This window comes from Tahibacter soli, assembly GCF_025717065.2.
Taxonomy (GTDB): Bacteria; Pseudomonadota; Gammaproteobacteria; order Xanthomonadales; family Rhodanobacteraceae; genus Tahibacter; species Tahibacter soli.
In genome coordinates, this window is sequence record NZ_JAOVZO020000020.1 from 430625 (window position 1) to 448770 (window position 18146).

Annotated in this window: 12 protein-coding genes; 9 read left to right on the forward strand and 3 right to left on the reverse strand. The window is 68.3% G+C overall.

What is annotated here, in order from left to right:
- Nucleotides 1-6: 6 nt before the first annotated feature.
- The 3 genes from OD750_RS22925 to OD750_RS22935 all read right to left on the reverse strand — a co-directional run bounded on the left by OD750_RS22925 (nucleotide 7) and on the right by OD750_RS22935 (nucleotide 6506).
- On the reverse strand, nucleotides 7-1806 hold the full coding sequence (locus OD750_RS22925) for an SLC13 family permease (protein WP_263540581.1): 1800 nt from the start codon (nucleotides 1804-1806) through the stop codon (nucleotides 7-9).
- A gap of 152 nt (nucleotides 1807-1958) precedes the next feature.
- On the reverse strand, nucleotides 1959-5060 hold the full coding sequence (locus OD750_RS22930; RefSeq protein WP_263540582.1) for a CHAT domain-containing protein: 3102 nt from the start codon (nucleotides 5058-5060) through the stop codon (nucleotides 1959-1961).
- A gap of 36 nt (nucleotides 5061-5096) precedes the next feature.
- Nucleotides 5097-6506: a trypsin-like serine protease gene (locus OD750_RS22935; protein ID WP_263540583.1), complete on the reverse strand. Its 1410-nt coding sequence runs from the start codon at nucleotides 6504-6506 to the stop codon at nucleotides 5097-5099.
- Nucleotides 6507-7075: 569 nt separating this feature from the next.
- Between OD750_RS22935 and mutS the strand changes: the two genes are divergently transcribed.
- The 9 genes from mutS (at nucleotide 7076) to OD750_RS22980 (ending at nucleotide 18139) form a co-directional block, all read left to right on the forward strand.
- A complete protein-coding gene (gene mutS, locus OD750_RS22940) occupies nucleotides 7076-9616 on the forward strand; it encodes a DNA mismatch repair protein MutS (RefSeq protein ID WP_263540734.1) in 2541 nt (846 codons plus the stop codon).
- Nucleotides 9617-9789: 173 nt separating this feature from the next.
- A complete protein-coding gene (locus OD750_RS22945; protein WP_263540584.1) occupies nucleotides 9790-10263 on the forward strand; it encodes a hypothetical protein in 474 nt (157 codons plus the stop codon).
- A gap of 141 nt (nucleotides 10264-10404) precedes the next feature.
- Nucleotides 10405-10713 carry a hypothetical protein gene (locus OD750_RS22950; RefSeq protein WP_263540585.1) on the forward strand — a complete coding sequence of 103 codons (309 nt, stop codon included), beginning with the start codon at nucleotides 10405-10407 and terminating at the stop codon, nucleotides 10711-10713.
- A gap of 5 nt (nucleotides 10714-10718) precedes the next feature.
- On the forward strand, nucleotides 10719-12263 hold the full coding sequence (locus tag OD750_RS22955) for a DUF4384 domain-containing protein (RefSeq protein ID WP_263540586.1): 1545 nt from the start codon (nucleotides 10719-10721) through the stop codon (nucleotides 12261-12263).
- 2 nt (nucleotides 12264-12265) lie between these two features.
- Nucleotides 12266-12586, forward strand: coding sequence for a hypothetical protein (locus OD750_RS22960; protein WP_263540587.1), 321 nt, complete (start codon nucleotides 12266-12268; stop codon nucleotides 12584-12586).
- A gap of 122 nt (nucleotides 12587-12708) precedes the next feature.
- Nucleotides 12709-13293 (forward strand): RNA polymerase sigma factor, encoded by a 585-nt coding sequence (locus tag OD750_RS22965; protein ID WP_263540588.1) that lies wholly within the window; start codon nucleotides 12709-12711, stop codon nucleotides 13291-13293.
- Nucleotides 13286-13930 (forward strand): hypothetical protein, encoded by a 645-nt coding sequence (locus OD750_RS22970; RefSeq protein ID WP_263540589.1) that lies wholly within the window; start codon nucleotides 13286-13288, stop codon nucleotides 13928-13930. The genes OD750_RS22965 and OD750_RS22970 overlap by 8 nt, the downstream gene beginning before the upstream one ends.
- 96 nt (nucleotides 13931-14026) lie before the next feature.
- Entirely contained in the window at nucleotides 14027-14707 is a 681-nt protein-coding gene (locus tag OD750_RS22975) for an OmpA family protein (RefSeq protein ID WP_263540590.1), read from the forward strand.
- A 114-nt stretch (nucleotides 14708-14821) separates the two neighbouring features.
- Nucleotides 14822-18139 carry an autotransporter domain-containing protein gene (locus tag OD750_RS22980; protein ID WP_263540591.1) on the forward strand — a complete coding sequence of 1106 codons (3318 nt, stop codon included), beginning with the start codon at nucleotides 14822-14824 and terminating at the stop codon, nucleotides 18137-18139.
- The last annotated feature ends 7 nt before the right edge of the window (nucleotides 18140-18146 follow it).

The window sequence follows — 18146 nt, forward strand, 5'->3', positions numbered from 1 at the left end:
CGCCGCTTACGCGCCGGGCCAGAGCCGCAGCGCGACGAACGCCGTGATCGCCGCGAAGGCGGCCGTCAGCGGCGCGCCGACGCGGAAGAAGTCGCCGAAGCGATAGCCGCCCGGTCCGTACACGAGCAGGTTGCCGTGGTGCCCGAGCGGCGTCAGGAACGCCGCGACCGCGCCGATCGCGAGGCTTGCGACCAGCGCTTCGGGCGCAACGCCGAGCGGCTGCGCCATGCGCGCGGCGATCGGCGCGAGCAGCACGACGGTCGCCGCATCCGACAGCACCTGCGTCACGATCGCGCCGGCGCCGAATACGAGTACTAAAATCCAGAAGGGAGAAAACTGGTCGAGCAGCGGCGCGAATGCTTCGGCCGCGAGCGTCGTCAGGCCGGTCTGTTCGAGCGCCGCGCCGAGCGCGAGCGCGCCGGCGATGAACACCACGACGCGCAGCTCGAGCGCCGCGTACGCCTCTTCGGCCGACAGGCAGCGCGCGAGCACGACACCGATCGCGCCGGCGAGAAACGCGATGTGCACCGGCAGGAGTTCGGTCGCCGCCGCGACGACGCTCGCCGCGAGCACGCCGAGGGCCCACCACGCGCGCGAGCGGCGCAGGCGCTGCGCGCCGAACGGCAGCGCCATCAGAAATTCGCGCTGCGCGCCGAGCGCGGCGATCTGCTCGGGTTCGCCCCACACCACCAGCGTGTCGCCGGCGCGCAGCTGCGCGCTCGCGAGTTCACCGCGCACCCAGCCGTCACGGCGCCACAGGCCGACGACGATCACGCCGAAGCGGCGCCGGAAATCGATCGCCGACACCGCGCGCCCGACGAGCCACGAATGCGGCGCGATCACGACCTGCGTGAGCCGTTCCTCGCCGAAACGGTCGGTGGCGTTCGCGTCGCCGGGCTCGCCGTATTTCGCGACGGCGTGCAGCGCAAGGCCCTTTTCGTCGGCGATGTCGGCGAGGCCCTGCGGCGTCGAACGCACGAGCAGCACGTCGCCGGCTTCGAGCGTGCGCGACGCGAGCGCGTGGCGGATCGGATCGCCGCGGCGCAGCCAGTCGACCACTTCGAAGCGGTCGCGATAGCGCTCGACGAACGCGGGATACGCGAGCCCGGCCTGCGGCGCACCGTCGAGAATCAGGAGTTCGGTGTAGTAGTCGTCGAGCGCGAAGCGACGGCCGTTCGCGCCGCCGCCGGCCGTGCGATCGGGCAGCAGCCAGCGGCCCGGCAGCATCATGTAGACGAGACTGAACGCGACGAGCGCGACGCCGATAGGCGTCAGCGAAAAGATGCCGTAGCCTTCGCGGCCGGCTTCCTGCAGCACATGATCGGCGACGAGAAACGCCGGCGCGCCGATCAGCGTGAGCGTGGTGCCGATGGAGGCTGCGAGCGACACCGGCATCAGGAGGCGCGACGCCGGAAATTCGCCGCGCTGCGCGACGCCGGTCGCGATCGGCACCATCAGCGCGGTGATGAGCAGGTGATGCGTCAGCGCCGACAGCAGCGCCGCGGCGAGCATCAGCACCGCGAGCGCCCAGACGACGCGCGTGCCCGCGATGCGCGACACGCCCCGACCGAATTGTTCGGCAAGGCCGGTATTGACGACGGCGGCCGACAGCACGAACGCGCCGACGACGGCGATCACCGGCTCGCTGCCGAAACCCCTGAGCGCGGCCTCGGGCCGCAGCACGCCGGTGACGACGAACGCGACGAGGGCGAGCATCGCGACGATGTCCGAACGCAGCCACTCGGTGACGAGCAGGAGCAACGTCAGGGCGAGTATCGCGAGGCACAGGATCTGCGGCGGAGTCATGGCGCTTCCTTGGCGAGAGTTCGCAGTGTCGCAAGAGTGCACAGCACGGGCCAGCTCCGCGAAACCGCCGTCGTACAGGCGCACCGAGTCCTGGACGGTGGAACGCGCGCGCAACCGAGCAGTACTTATTCGCCGGTACGGTTGACGCCTCGCTACCGCGCGGTAGTCGGTGCAACTTGACTTTGCCGATGGTGCTTCGGAAACCCTCGACTGAAATGCGTAATCGAAGCCCAGTAGAACGGATGCCGGAAATGCCGGCTCTCGCGCAGCGCAAGCTGTGCGTCTCGAAGCGATGCAGACGTGCCGGCGATACCGTGCTTTCCTATCTCGGCGTAGAACGGCGGCAACCAGACCCGGCTTGCGGACTCGCTCAAAGACCAGCGCGACGCCACGACGTCGTCGACGCCCGCAGCGGACAACGCCTCGGCGAAGTTCGTCGCAACGCCGGTGCGCGCAAGGTCGGTGCTCGCCGTTTCGCACGCATTCAAGACCAGCAAGTCGGCCCCCACGGGTTGAGAGACAAGACTCATCCAACTCAGAAACTGATCCGGTTCGCCGTCTCGCGACGACGGCAGCCACAATCCCGAATAGCCCTGCAAACCTGCTCGGGTTTGTCCATGCGCAGCGACATGCACCCAGGCGTGTTTCTTTTCCAGCGCCGCCATCAACCCGCGCGCGGACAATTCATGCGTTTGGACGAGCGTCGCGGCCTGGCTCGGCAACGCTGCGCGAACAATCTCTGCCTCGCCTTGCGCGAACGCCATGGGCGAAAGCGTACTGCTCTCCACGCGAGGTAAAGCGACAAACACGCTCGCTGCAGTGGGAGGCGCTTCCTGATCGCGCCATCGTGCCAACGTCACGACGCTGGTTTTCGTTGTCGTGACCAAAGGCTCGTCTGTCGTGGGCCAGACGACCGCCGCATAGGGCACGCCGGACAACGACGGATCCTCGACAACGAGCAGCTCGGCGGGAGCCTGTGCCGCCGCCGGAAGCAACAAACGGCCCGTCGCGATACCTGCCGTCTTGATCGCGTTGACCGAACTCGTACGGTCGGCCGTGAGTAGGGTCAAATCGGCCGACGTTTTCAGTAGCGTCGCCGCGTCGACGCCCGGCCCCAGCGTCGCACTCTTCGCCGACACCGCGAGAACGGCCGCTTGCTTCTCGCCGATCAGGGGAATCAGAACCAGCGCATCGTCCGGAAGGTGACGGCGAATATCGGCCAGCAAAGGTACGAGCGATCGGGGTCGCGGCTCGCCGGACGCACGCGACCAGACTCGCAACAACGCGCGCTGGGCCGCCAAGGGCGTGACCTTGGAAGAACCCTGAGGCATCAACAATTCGCTGGCCAACGCGCGCTCGAAATCGGCAGATCGGGTGCCGGACCGGGCGTGCCCCGGCAAAACGAGCAGCGAACGCGGTTGTGTAAGCGCCAGCATTTTCCACAGCGATTCGATGTCCGGCCGCGCTCCGTCGGCCGCGCCCAGCGCAATATCAATGAAGGTTCGGCGTACGCCGACCAGTCGCTGCGCCGCCATCTGCCGCAGACCGGGCTCCTGCGCACGCCATGCCAACTCGACGATGCGATCCGCGCTGGCTCCAAGCCGCGACAGCGCTTGCACGACCTGTCCCAGCGCCGCATCCCGACGCGCTTGCAACAGTTCGACGGCCAGTCGCATGTCCAGACTCGCATCTCCCTGCTTCGCCGCAAGGAACGCATCAACGGCGTGCAAGTCGCCTTGATGCAATGCGCGTGTCGCCGCCAGAAGATCGCGCCGCCAGCGCAGGCGAACCGGCAATTCAACAGCCGGGTTCGGGAGCGCGAACGGCGTGGCGTTGCCGTCGTCCCATTCTTTCTCGTCAAGTTCCGCTTCATAGGCCGCCAACGGCATGTCGAGCGCCACGAACAACGCTTTTGCGGTTCTCAGATCGACCAGGGCGGCCAAGGTATTTCCGGTATCGCGTTCTATCCGCGCCCGCAACCACAAAGCCGAAGCCCTGCGCGCCTTCGCCTGTGCGGTTTCAAGGAACTGCAAAGCAGCGTCCACGTAAATGCGGGCCTCGGCCGTAGCGCCGACGGCGCGATAGAGTTCCGCCACATCGAGATAGACATTGGCCTGCCAGCGCGTATCTTTCGCTCGCTCGAACTCCGACAGCGCATCGTTCGACGCGGTGAGGGCATCGGCGATACGCCCCTCTCCGGCCGCAAGCGCGGCGCGTAGTCGCGCGAGGCGCCCGGCCGTCAACGGCGTGATCTGCGTTCCGGAAATCCGTGTTGCCCGGTGCAACACCTCGCGTGCTGCCTCGAACCGGCCGTCGTCCAGGGCGAACTGCGCCAAGTTGACATAGTTGTTCGCAGCATCGTTCCACTCGCCCAACTTCTCTAGTTCTGCGGGTAACGGTTCCAGGCATCGGTGCGCCGGTTGCGCAAGGCCAAGATTGCGCATCGCCAGACAACCCTCGATCTGCGCACGCACCATGAAATAGCGATTGCCCGCTTTGCGGTTGAGCAACTGCGCCTCGCGCGCAAGATCGCGAGCCTGCGCAAACTGCCCAAGCCGGGTCAGCTGCTCGACGGCACCGAGCATGGCGGCCGCTTCGCGAACGGCGTCGCCGGCCTCCAGCCAGCGCGTACGTGCGACGCGATAGAGTTCCAACGACTCGATCGGCTTGGCCTGGCGCGAAGCGCGTGTCGCCGCCGCATGCAGCTGCAATGCCTGGCAGTATGGCGACGCTTTGGCGTCGACCTCGACATTTTCGCCGTTGAGAAGTTTTTCGGCGCGCGCAATGCACCCCGGCAGTTCCTGAATTTGTTTCGTCGGCGCGCAATGCAGTTGCAGCAACAGGGGGGCACCGGCATCGCCGTGCACGGCCCTGACTTCAATACGCTGCCCCTTTTCAACCGCCAGCGCTGCCATTCCCAACCGCGGCGGGCGAGACTCCATTCCAGTGAACGAAGCCGATTCGGAAGCGGATGGTGCCGACGACCACTCAAGGTCGCGACCGTTTTCTTTCAGGACGAGAATTCGCAGCGCAGGCGCAGCGCCTGGGCGTTCGTCGCTTGCCGGGTCGAGCACGAAGACCAGACTCGCGGGAGCCGGCGGCAGCGTCATCTCGCGGACATCGCCACTGCAGGATATGCGGTCAGGCGGCGTCGAATCGACGACGCCGGCTGCCACCGCGCTGTCGCCGGCAACACCGACGAAGCAACCGCACAAGAGCGCCCACGCAACGCGGTGGAATGGCCTGGTCGCCATCGAATCTATCGCCTCGATACGGAGAACCTGCAGTGGTCAGCGTGGCTTTTCATAGCCGTTCGTCTGGTCGTCCTGATCCGGATTTTCGGCGCCGCGCGCGACCGGCGCGCCGTCTGGCGACAAGGTCCCATCGCAGATCACCTTCTCGCGAGTATCCAGGTTTAGTTTTTTCGCATCCTGGATATTGTGCGGTCCGGGCCGGATACGTTCGCTACCCGCCACGAATGCTTCGATTCGAATGCGCCGACAGACCACGTCCTGAAACGTGCTGCCATCGGGTCTGGCAAACACGTAAAATTCCGTGCGATTGGCATCAATGCCGTAGAACCAGTGGTCCGTCGGATCCCGGTTCAGCAGAATAGGCTGTCCGCGCAATCCGCTGCGGTCTACGAACCTCATGTAGGGCAACCTGTCTTTCGCTTCGTATATTTCGACCCGTTCGCACTTCTTGAAGATACCGTTCGCCGAGGCCACCGAGTTGAGTGCCCAGGCGGCCCGCCGCCCCAGCGAGTCGATCTCGTTGCACAATGCATCGTCGCTGCGGACGCGAAGGCAATTGTGCGCATTGCGCAGGACAAATTCTTCAGAGACCTTGACGTCCAACGGCGGAGGCGCCATCCCGGAAGCCTTGTAGATCCATGCCTGGACTGCCGGCGACAATGGTAGAAACGTCGCAATGCCTTCCTCGGACATGCCGCTCCTCCGCGCGTTCATGTCGCTGCGCGTCGTATGCAGACCCAGCAGACGGGTCCAATGCTTCAAGATCGAAAAATCCGGGAGGAACAACGGTGCGCCGCTGTCGTACTTGCGCACCATGCCGTTCAGGAGCACATGGCGATCCCGGTAGATCGCGCCTCTCCATTGCGTGCGAGGCTCCAGATAGCGGGCGAACGCCATCTGAGGATACGTCGGGTAGTTGCCGTCCCGATCTTCACCGTAGCCCGCAACCAGCACATGGTCGTCGGCTTCCGGACAAGCTTCTCCCGGGAGCTGTGCATAGTCCAGATTGAACTCGTCCATCGGTTCGGCGAGATGCAGAAGCACGATCTGATCGCGCAGACCGGTGAACTCGGACGCGCGCGGATGCCAACAGTTGTCGCCGACGCGAGCGCAAAAACCGTCCTGCCAGTGCACCGTGTCCACTCTGTTGTAGACCGGCACGTCGTCACGCTTTCCGGAAATAGTGTAAAGCTGCAGATCCTCCGGGTCGCTCGACAGGCAATGCGAAACTGCGAGCGCCCAATCTTTGTTGATTACCGTGGCGCTACCCAACATCATGTCGGACGGACCGACGAGCCGGGCTACCGGCAAAAGCCGATACTCGTCCGGAAGCCCGCCATCCAGTTGCATGTGAAACGTCGGCCAGTTGCCCGCCCCCGTTTCCTTGAACCACCGCAAGATCGACGGCACCAGACCTTCTGCGTAGTATTCGGACTCGCTGCTCATCATCCGTCTCCCATGTTGTCAGTAGGTAACACCGTCCGACCGTTTTCCCATCCAGGACAGCAGTGGCAAGGGATGGCGACTGCATGCCTCGGTTGCCGAAGGCTTCGCGCTACGCGCCGCAAAAACCCTACTGTCACGATAGGCAACGTCCTCGCACGGCAAGCCGGCGACGCGTCGTGCCGGATCGTGCTGACGTCGGTCGCAAGCTCCGATCCTCCCCCTCGCGCCGACGGCCATGACGAACCCGTGGGTGCGACGCGATGGTGTCAAAAAAGCGGGCATGCGGGTGAGCCTTCGGACATGGACAATGCGTCGTTTGCGTCCTGCGGGACTCGGCACGCCGCTCGATATCCAAAGTCCGAGGCAGCGCGACGCCGGGAGATTCCCTCCCCGGGGCCCGGAAAACGGAAACGTCGGGGGAAGGTCGACTGCAACCCGGAATGCAACGGACGTGCCCCGATGCGTACATCGGCCGTTGAATGACGCACGGCGACAAGAATTCAGCGAAACCAGGTAACGATGTGAACGATTCCAATGGCAGCAAGGCTACCCCGGAACACACCCCGCTCATGCGGCAGTACTTCGCCGCGAAAGCCGACTACCCCGACACGCTCGTGTTCTTCCGCATGGGCGATTTCTACGAGCTGTTCTACGACGACGCGCGCAAGGCCGCGCGCCTTCTCGACATCACGCTGACCCAGCGCGGCAACTCGGCCGGCGCGCCGATTCCGATGGCCGGCGTGCCGCATCATTCGGCCGAAGGGTATCTGGCGCGTCTGATCAAACTCGGCGAGTCGGTTGCCATCTGCGAGCAGATCGGCGATCCCGCGCTCGCCAAGGGCATCGTCGAACGCAAGGTCGTGCGCGTCGTGACACCGGGCACCGTCACCGACGAGGCGCTGCTCGAAGAACGCCGCGACAACTTCCTGCTCGCCATCACCGCCGGCAAGACGAGCTACGGCCTCGCCTGGGTCGATCTCGCCAGCGGCCGCTTCCTGTTGACCGAAGCGGCGACCGCCGAAGCGCTCGCGTCCGAACTCGCGCGCCTCGCGCCCGCAGAGACGCTCGTCGGCGAAGACGTCGCCTGGCCGCGCTTCGTCACCGAACTGCCGGGCCTGCGCAAGCGCGCGCCGTGGCATTTCGATCTGGAAACCGCCACAAGGCAACTCTGCCGCTTTTTCGGCACGAAGGATCTGTCCGGCTTCGGCTGCGAAGGCCTGCCGCTCGCCGTCGCCGCGGCCGGCGGCCTGCTCGGCTACGTCGAGGAAACGCAGAAGAGCGCGCTGCCGCACCTGTCCGGCCTCGCGGTCGAAAACGCCGCCGACACCGTGGCGCTCGACGCCGCGACGCGCCGCAATCTCGAGCTCGACACCCACGCGAGCGGCCGCAACGAGCACACGCTGCTCGGCGTGATCGACCGCAGCGTGACGCCGATGGGCGCGCGCGCATTGAAGCGCTGGCTGCATCGCCCGCTGCGCGACCACGCCACGCTGCGCCAGCGCTATCGCGCGATCGCCGCGCTGATCGAAGCGCGCCGCCTCGAAGCGCTGCGCGAGACGCTGCGCGGCGTCGGCGATCTCGAACGCATCCTCGCGCGCGTCGCGCTGCGTTCGGCGCGCCCGCGCGACCTTTCCACCTTGCGCGACGGCCTCGCGCAGCTGCCGCGCCTGCGTGCCGACGTCGACGGCGCCGACAGTCCGCTGCTGGCCTCGCTGCTCGCGCGCATCGGCGAACACGGCGACACGGCGCAATATCTCGCCGCCGCGCTCGTCGACCAGCCGCCGGCCCTGCTGCGCGACGGCGGCGTGATGCGCACCGGCTTCGACGCCGAACTCGACGAGCTGCGCACGCTGTCGACGAACGCCGACCAGTTCCTGATCGACCTCGAAGCGCGCGAGCGCGAAGCCAGCGGCATTCCGACGCTCAAGGTCGGCTACAACCGCGTGCACGGCTACTACATCGAAATCAGCCACGCGAACGCGGCGCGCGCGCCGACGCACTACACGCGCCGCCAGACGATCAAGGGCGCCGAACGCTACATCACCGAAGAACTCAAGGGCTTCGAGGACAAGGTGCTGTCGGCGCGCGAACGCTCGCTGATGCGCGAACGCGCGCTGTACGAGCAGATCCTCGACGATCTCAACGTCAACCTGCGCGCGCTGAAGGACGCCGCCGGCGCGATCGCCGAACTCGACGTGCTGGCGACGCTCGCCGAACGCGCCGACGCGCTGAACTGGGTCGCGCCGGAATTCGACGCGGGCGCCGGCATCCGCATCGTGCGCGGCCGCCATCCGGTCGTCGAACAGGTGCGCGACGATCCGTTCGAACCGAACGACCTCGCGCTCGACGAATCGCGCCGCATGCTCGTGATCACCGGGCCGAACATGGGCGGCAAGTCGACGTACATGCGCCAGGCCGCGCTGATCGTGCTGCTCGCGCACATCGGCAGCTACGTGCCGGCCGACGCCGCGACGATCGGCACGATCGACCGCATCTTCACGCGCATCGGCGCGGGCGACGACCTGTCGCGCGGGCAGTCGACGTTCATGGTCGAGATGTCCGAAACGGCGAACATTCTGCACAATGCGACGCAGCACAGCCTCGTGCTGATGGACGAGGTCGGCCGCGGCACGTCGACCTACGACGGCCTCGCGCTCGCCAAGGCGTGCGCGGTGCAGCTCGCGACCGCGAACCGTGCGTACACGCTGTTCGCGACGCACTACTTCGAGCTGACCGAACTCTCCGCGCAGTATTCCGGCATCGCCAACGTGCACCTCGACGCGATCGAATACGGCGACAGCCTCGTGTTCATGCACGCGGTCAAGGAAGGCCCGGCGAACCGCAGCTTCGGCCTGCAGGTGGCCGCGCTCGCGGGTCTGCCCAAGCCCGTGATCGGCGCGGCGCGGCGCTATCTCGCCGCGCTCGAACAGCAGCCGGCAACGGCCGCCGCTGCCCCGGCGACGACGCAGGCCGCGCTCGAGGCGCCGCGGCAGATGGGCCTGTTCGCCGCGCCGTCGGCGGTCGAACGCGCGCTGCGCGAGATCGATCCCGACGAGCTGACGCCCAAGGCCGCGCTCGAGGCGCTGTACCGCATCCGCGCGCTGCTGTGACGCAATGTTCCGAAGAGTGAACCCCGTCGCACAATCGAGTGAACCTCTCGCGGCCTCCGCGCGATAGACGGCACGAATGCAAGGCGCGTTGCCGGACGACGGAACGCGCGGCGCATCGGCAACGCCCGCGACCTGATGCGGGCCTGACAGTGCCTCTTCCAAGGAGATCCACCATGAATGCTCGCATCATCGCCGCGCTCGCTTTCGCCCTCGCCTGCTCGCCCGCCGCGTTCGCGCAGAAGAGCAAGTCCGACGTCAAGATCGACAACGTCATCGCCACCAACGCCGCCGTGCTCGGCTCCACCGCCAAGCAGAACATCGAAGTCGGCAACGCGAAAGACGGCGGCACCTCGTCGGTCACCGGCAAGAACATGATCGTGACGAACGCCGCGGTGCTCGGCTCGACCGCCGAACAGTCCACGCGCGTCGGCAACGCGACCGGCGGCGGCACGTCGACGGTGAAATTCGACAACCTCATTCAAACGAACGCCGCGGTGCTCGGTTCCAGCGCCAAGCAGAACCTCGAGATCGGCAACTCGGCGAACGGCGGCCAGGCGACGGTGACGGCGAAGAACATCATCGTCACGAACGCGGCCGTGCTCGGTTCGAAGTCCGACCAGAACGTCAAGCTCGGCAACGCCGAGTAAGACGGCGCCTTCGCGAGGGTCCCGGCGGGTTGCGCCGGGGAGCGGTCGACACGATCCACGCAAGGATCGCTCGCGCAGCGCGATGCAGCGCGCGCCGCCGCACCGGGACCCTCGCCCTCATGCCAGCACGAGGAGTACGCCATGCGTATCGCCGCAGCCCTGATCCTGTGCGCGTTTTCCGCGACGTCGCTCGCCGGCAGCACCGGCCTGGGCATCAAGGATCTCAACGACGACATCCGCGCCAGCGTCGTCAAGGAAATGTCCAAGATGAAACGCTACGACGACGGCGGCAGGCGCCGCAACAACGGCGCCGGCGGCGAGGACGAGCAGCAGAGCGGCTGCAATATGGACATCGGCTCGACCAAGAGCCCGACGCGCGCGAACGGCCCGACGCCGCGCCGCGTGGTGACGGTCGTCACCGGCAACGTCGTGCAGCTGTGCAATCAGTGACCGCCATGAACGCCCGACGCGCGATCCCGCTATGCACGAGCCTCCTCGTGACCGCTCTGGCCGGCTGCTCGACCGCGAACACGCGCGCGCCGGTCGTCGGCGCCTACCAGGACCTGCGGCGCGGCCCGATGCTGCCGGTCGAGCGCACCGTCACGAACTTCGACGACGCGCTGCGCTGCATGGACGGCCTGCTCGAAACCTACGGCGCGCAGGCGTCGATCCTCGTCGAGAACATCGACGACAAGACGCAGAAAGTGCCGGCCGGCACGACCGACATGTTCATCACGGCGATGAGCCAGATGACGCGCCGCAGCCGTGCGATCCGCACCGTCGCTTTCGGCGACGACACGAAGAACCTGTCGTCGTACATGCTGCAGTCGAACTCGCTCGCGGCGTTCCAGCCCGAGCTGATTCCGACCTACGCGGTGCGCGGCTCGATCACGCAGTTCGACGACAATCTCGCGAAGAAGACCGCCGACGCCGGCGCGACGCTCGGCATCGCGAGCAAGAATTTTTTCGGCTTCGGCGCGTCGAAGAGCTCGTCGGTGAACCTCATCGGCCTCGATCTCGCGGCGCTGCGCACGAGCGACTTCTCGGTCGTGCCCGGCGTCAACGCGCGCAATACCGCGGCCGTGCTGCAGGAAGGCAAGGGACTCGACGGCGAAGCCGCGGTGTCGAAGCTCGGCGTCAATTTCATGACGAGCTTCTCCAAGTCCGACGGCAAGAGCGTGGCCGTGCGCAATCTCGTCGAGCTGTCGGCGATCGAGCTCATAGGCAAGCTCAACAAGGTGCCGTACTGGCGCTGCCTCGGCATCGATTCGAAACAGGCCGACGTCGCGGCCGAAATCGAGGACTGGCACAACGGCATGGGCGGCGCGGAGAAACTCGCGTTCTTCGTGCGCCACCTGACGACGCTGGGCCTGATTCCCGACGACGGCAAGCCGACCGATCCCGCGCGCTTCAAGCTCGCCTACCAGGCGTACGTCGAAGCGCTCGGAATTGAATATTCCGGACAATTTTCCCTCGACGTGCTGCGCGCGCATTTCGACGCCGACCAGGCGAAGGTCGGCGAACTCGCCGCCGCGCGCATGCAGGGCCTCGCCGCGACGCAGCTGGGCCTCGCGATCACCGTCGTGCCGCGCGACGGCGGCGAGCAGGTCGGCTTTCGCATCGACCCGACCGCGAAGACGCATCTGTACTGCTTCCTGCGCGACGAGGGCGGCGCCATCGCGCGCGTCTACCCGAACCGCTGGCAGCGCGACGCCGCCGTCGCGCCCGGCACGGCGCTCGACCTGCCGCCGCCCGGCACGTTCCGCATCACGCCGCACGCGCAGGCGCCGCAGGTGCTGCGCTGCTACACGAGCCCCGACTCGCTCGCCGGCAAGCTGCCGCGCGCGCTCGCCGGGCCCGATCTGACGCCGATCCGCGGCGTGGACAGCATCGATGCGCTCGACGCGCGGTTCGCCGCGCTCGGCGCGCCGCTCGCGCGCATCGCTATCGACTTCCACGGCCGCGGCGCCGGCCTCGTCGCCAACCGCCTGGAGAACTGACGATGACATCGCCGCGATACCTCGGTCTTGCGCTCGCCGCGTTCGGCGCCTGCGCGATCGCCGCCGAGCGGACGACGCCGGCCGAGCCGCCGCCGGCGCTGCTCGCCGATGCCGGCGAAGGCGACGCCGACGAGATCGACCGCGCGGCGCGCTCGCACGGGCAGACCTCGCGCGTGCTGCGCTGCTGGCAGGAAGGCCGCCTGATCGTCGAACGCCCGGTGCGGTCGGTGCCGCCCGAAAGCCTGCGCGCGGTACAGCTCGGCGACGGGCGCGAAGCGATGCGCCTCTACGACCTGCGGAATTCCACATGTCTCATCGAATGACGCGCGCGGCGCGCGGCGCGACCGAAGCGGACACGTGCGCCGTCGCATGGCGGCCGTCGTACTCCGTCGAGTTCGGCACGCTTATACTGCCGGGGACCGCAACGGACCCTGCAGACGCGTCCATGGACAACGACATCGCTCGTGAACTGCTGCGCCGCGTCGTCGCACGCGACGAGGCCGCGTTCGCGACCTTGCACCGCGCGCTCGCGCGCCGCGTGTTCGCGTTCGCGATGCGCGGCCTGCGCGACGAAGGGCGCGCCGAGGAAGTGGTCGTCGACACGCTGTTCGAAGTCTGGAAACATCCCGAGCGCTACGACGGCAGCTGCCTCGTCAGCACCTGGGTGCTCGGCATCGCGCGCAACAAGACGCTGACGCTCGCGCGCGGACTGCGCGCGAACGAACCGCTGTCGGACGACCTCGCCGAAACGCTCGCGAGCGGCGATCCCGGCGCGTTCGAGGCGATCGCCGAAGTGCAGCGCGAGGCCGGCGTGAAGCAGTGCATGGAAAAACTCTCGGCGCCGCATCGCGAATGCATGCACCTCGTGTTCTACGAAGGTCTCGCGCTCGCCGACGTCGCCGGCATCCAGCACTGTCCGGAAAACACGGTCAAGACGCGCCTGTTCCACGCGCGCAAGAACATCGAGCACTGCCTGCGCCGCCTGCTCGAGCGCGAGGGCGATCTCGAAGGAGTCGGCGACCATGCGTGACGATGTCGAATGCCTACTGCCGTGGTACGTCAACGGCACGCTTGCCGCCGCCGAGCGCGAGCGCGTCGAACGCGAACTCGCGCGCGATGCGTCGCTGCGCGGCGCACTCGCGTTCTGGCAACAGGCCGCGCAGGCGCAGCGCACGAGCGCGGCGCCCGTCGCCGAAGACGTGGGCCTGGCTCGCACGCTCGCGCGCATCCGCGCCGAGTCGGCGCCGGCCGCCGCGTCGCGTCCGGCCACGCCGGCACCGTCGCTGTGGCAGCGCTGGTTCGGCGGCACGTGGCTCAAGCCCGCGTTCGCCGCGGCGCTCGCCGTGATCGTCGTACAGTCCGGCCTCCTCGTCGGCATCGAACGCACGAAATACCGCGGCGCCGCGCCGCCCGTGTCGCCGGCGACCGACGCCGCGCTCGCCTCGCGCGTCACGCTGCGCGTCGTGTTCGATCCGTCGGCGACCGAAGGCCAGCTGCGCGTCGCGCTCGCCGCGGCGAACGCGTGGTACGTCGGAGGTCCCGGCGAGTCCGGCGAATACTGGCTCTCGGTCGCGCCCGAACACGCCGACGCCGCGCTCGAAGCGCTGCGCGCCAGCGGCCTCGTGCGCGTGGCCGCGACGACGACACAGGCGCCCGCGCCGCAATAGTCCCGTGCGCGCCGTCGCGTCCGCCATGCGATCGCGGAGTGTGCGGAACGTCTCGAAATTCGCGTGAACCGTCGGCGGAAAGCCTGCGATCCATGAGTGCCCGGCTCGCGGGCTGCCGCACAGGATCACGATCATGCGCTCCCCCTGAACTCGATCGCGTTCGCCGTACTCGCCGCGCTGTCCGGCGCCGCGGCGGCGGACACCGTTTACGTCGACGCCGACCAGGTGCCGCGTCCGATCGACGTCGCACGCGCGCTCGCCGGCGCCGATTTCCAGCCGGCCGTCAAGAAGCGCGGCCTGTCGCTCGAATCCGATGCACCGGCCCAGCGCATCGGCGGCGGCGTAGAAACCAGGCCCGTCGCTTCAACGTCGCCGAAACCCGTCAAGGTCGCCGCGACCGCGGCGCCGTCGACCGCGCCGGCTCCCGCGCCGGCTGCTGCGCCCGGCACGCTCGCGGTTGCCGTCGCTTTCGCCTTCGGCTCGGCCGACCTGACGCCGCCCGCGCGCGCGCAGCTCGATTCGATCGCCGAAGGCCTGAAGCTGCTCAAGGCGGACGCGGCCGTCGTGATCGAAGGCCACACCGATTCGGTCGGTCCGGACGCCTACAATCTCGCGCTGTCGGACCGGCGCGCGGCGGCGGTCAAGCGCTATCTCGTCGAGCGTCACGGCATCGCCGAACTGCGACTGGCCACGATCGGCAAGGGCAAGACCGAGCCGCTCGCGGATACGCCGCCGAATGCCGCGCGCAATCGCCGCGTCGCGTTCCGGCTCGGGTGAGGCCTGCCGAATCGTTCACGGTTTGACGATTCGCGACGCGATAAGTGTAAAGCTCGCGCGGCGACGCTCGCCCCTCGCCGCGCGATGCGCCCCTGCCCTGACAAGGATTCGACCATGAAACGCGACGAGAAGCGGCGCTGGAGCGCGGCGCTGCGCCGCCTGGCAGGCTGCGTCCTGCCGCTGCTGGCCGCGCTGCCCGTTGTGGGCTTTGCCCAAACGTATAGTGGTGTACAAGTGACGACGACCGGAACCACGTATCCGTTCGGCGCCCGCAATTTTCCGGCCGACGCGACGCTGGTGCGCCTGGCCATCGTCGCGTCGCCCGGCGGCGACGCGCTCGCATCGCCGACCGCGCCGCTCACCGCGGGCCAGTTCGAGAACAGCATCAGCGTCGGCGCGGCACCCGGCGTCCGCGTCATCCGGTTCTGCTACGACACCGCGACGACGACGTGCGATCCGACCGCCGGCAACAACATCATCCACCTCGGCGCCGTCACGGCGAACTGCACGCTGACCGCGCCGCAGACGAGCGGCCCGGCACCGCTCGCCGTGAACGCGACGGCGAACTGCACGGTCACGACCGGCGCGAACGTGCGCCTCGACAACGGCGCGTACAACTGGACGCTGCCGCCCGGCGCCGGCGTCACGCCGCCGCCGGCCGTCGGCGGTCCGTCGACCGCGACGTTCACGCTGACGACGCCCGGCAACTACAACGCGCGCATCGCGCCGACGTTGAATTTTTCCATCACGCGCACCGTCGTCTTCAACGACACGCAGCCGGCGACGAACAACCCGGTGCCCGCGACGCCCGTCACGCTGCCGCTGCAGGTGACGACCGCGACGAACCAGGCGCCGACCGCGCAGATCACCTCGCCCGCCGACAACCAGACGTTCGACGAACCGGCGTCGTTCGCGATCTCGGCGAACGCGGCCGATACCGACGGCACGATCGCGTCGGTGCAGTTTCTGCTCGACGGCGCGTCGATCGGCACCGACGCCGCGCCGCCGTATTCGATCGCGTTTCCCGCGAACAAGCCGGCCGGTACTTACACGCTCGTCGCCCGTGCCACCGACAACGCCGGCGCAACCGGCGAGAGCGTGCCGGTGCGCGTCGTGGTCTTGCGCCGCGTGCAGCGGCTCGACGTCGTCACGCCGTACGCCGACCTGCGCTTCACGCCGGGCCGCGAAATCGAAGTGCGCATCCGCGCGAGCGGCGGCCTGGGTCCGGTCGCGAACCAGGATCTCGACTGGACCGTCGCCGGCGGCGGCTCGACCGCGCAGCCCGGCGTCTGTCCGGCGTCCGACACGCCGCGCACCGGCAGCCTGCGCACCGACGCGAACGGCGAAATCGCGATCCGCTTCGTGCCGAGCTGCGCCACGACCGCGCGCAATCTCACCGTCGCGACCGCGGCCGGCACGACGCCGGCGATCAGCACCGTCGTGCGCCTGCGCGGGCCGCGCGACATCGAACTCGTACTGACCGCGCCGCGCGACGGGGCGACGTACGACGAGGCCGACGCGTTCGAACTGCGTGCGACGCTGACCGACCCCGACGATCGCGTCGCGTCGGTCGAGTTCACCGCGAACGGCACGCCGGTCGGTTCGGCGAGCGCGGCGCCGCACGCGATCCGCTGGCCCGCGAACCAGCCGCCGGGCACGTATCGCATTGCCGTGCGCGCGATCGAACGCACCGGCGCGATCATCGACGGCGACGCCGTGACGATCCAGATCACGCGCCGAGCCGGTGCGCTGACCGTGCTGACGACCGGCACCGACCTCGTCTTCGTGCCCGGCGAACCGGTGCGGCTGCGCGTGCGCGCCACGAGCGCGCAGGGCGGCCCGGCCGCGAACGAGCGTCTGACCTTCGCGATCGGCGATGCCGCAGCGGCGAAGGCCGCGTGCGCGCCGGCCGACACGCCGTCGCAGGGCAGCGTCGTCACCGACGCGAACGGCGAGGCGCTGATCGAATTCGTGCCGGGCTGCGCATCGAACTCGCGGCGCGTGACGATCGCGTCGGCGACAGATCCATCGGTGCAGGCGAGCGTCGTGCTGCGCGGCCCCGACGCGAACGCGAACGCGCTCGGTTCGGGCATCGACGCGCAGGCGATCGTCGCGATGCCCGGCACGGCGACGCCGGTGCCGGTGACGGTCGCCGCGACGAACGGCCAGCCGATCGTCGGCGCGACGCTCGAGTTCGCGCTGCAGCCGGCGAACGCCGGCACGATCAGCGCGACCGCTACCTCCGACGCGCAAGGCCATGCATCGGCGAGCCTCGTGCTCGGCGACGGCACGACCGCGGCGAGCGTGCGGGTCTGCGTGCGCGGCCGGCCCGACCTGTGCACCGACATTCCGGTGCGCAGCGCGACGCTCGCGGTGATCCGGCCCGCCGCCGAACTCGTCGCGCCCGTGCTGCGACAGAGCGTGGAAACCGCGCGCGTGCAGTTGAGCCAAATCCGCTCGCATCTCGCGATGTCGCGTTCCGGCAACGGCCACGGTTTTGCCAACGGCCTGAACGTGCGCGTCGGCGGCGCGAGCGTGCCGGCCGCGGGATCGGCGCAGAGCAAGGACGGCGAAGACGGCGCCGGTGCCGACACGCAGCCGTTCGGCTTCTTCGTCGCGGGCGACGTCGACGTCGGCGAACGCGACTCGCGCGGCGGCCTGCGCAACGGCTTCAAGGTGACCACGCGCGGCATCACGGCCGGCGTCGACTATCGCTTTTCGTCGGCCTTCGTCGCGGGCGCGGCGCTCGGCGCGATGCGCGCGTCGACCGATCTCGCCAACGGCGGCGCGCAGGACGCCAGCGGCACGAGCTTCTCGCTGTTCGGGCAGTGGCTGCCGACCGACCGTTGGTATTTGAACGGCGTTTTCAACGTCGGCCGCAACAGCTACGACATCGAGCGCCGACTGTACGACGGCTCGGCATTGTTCAGCGACACGGACAGCCGCCAGCGCGCGCTGCAGTTCGAGGCCGGCTACGCGTTCGCGCGCAACGCGTTCAAGTTCACGCCGTTCCTGCGCTACGAGATCGTGCGCGCCGACATCGACGCGATCCGCGAACGCGGCGACAGTATCGACGCGCTGTACCTGAGCGACACCGGCGTTTCGAGCGACACGCTGAGCACCGGTGCGTACTTCGAATACGCGTTCAGCGGCCGGAGCGGCGTGTGGATACCGAGCCTGCGCGTCGAATTCTTCGGCGAAGACCGCGACCAGGAAGAAATGGTCGCACGCCTCCTCGCGGGCGACGCCGGCGCGTTCGCCGTGCCCGAGGACGACGCGGACGAGCGCTACGGCAGCGTCGGCTTCAACCTGCAGTGGCTCACCGGCACGCGCGGACAGCCGATCTCGAGCTTCATCGGCATCGAGCGCAGTTTCGGCCGCGCCGACTACCGGGCGACGCGGTACACGCTCGGCGTAAAAATTCCTTTCTGAAGAAAAC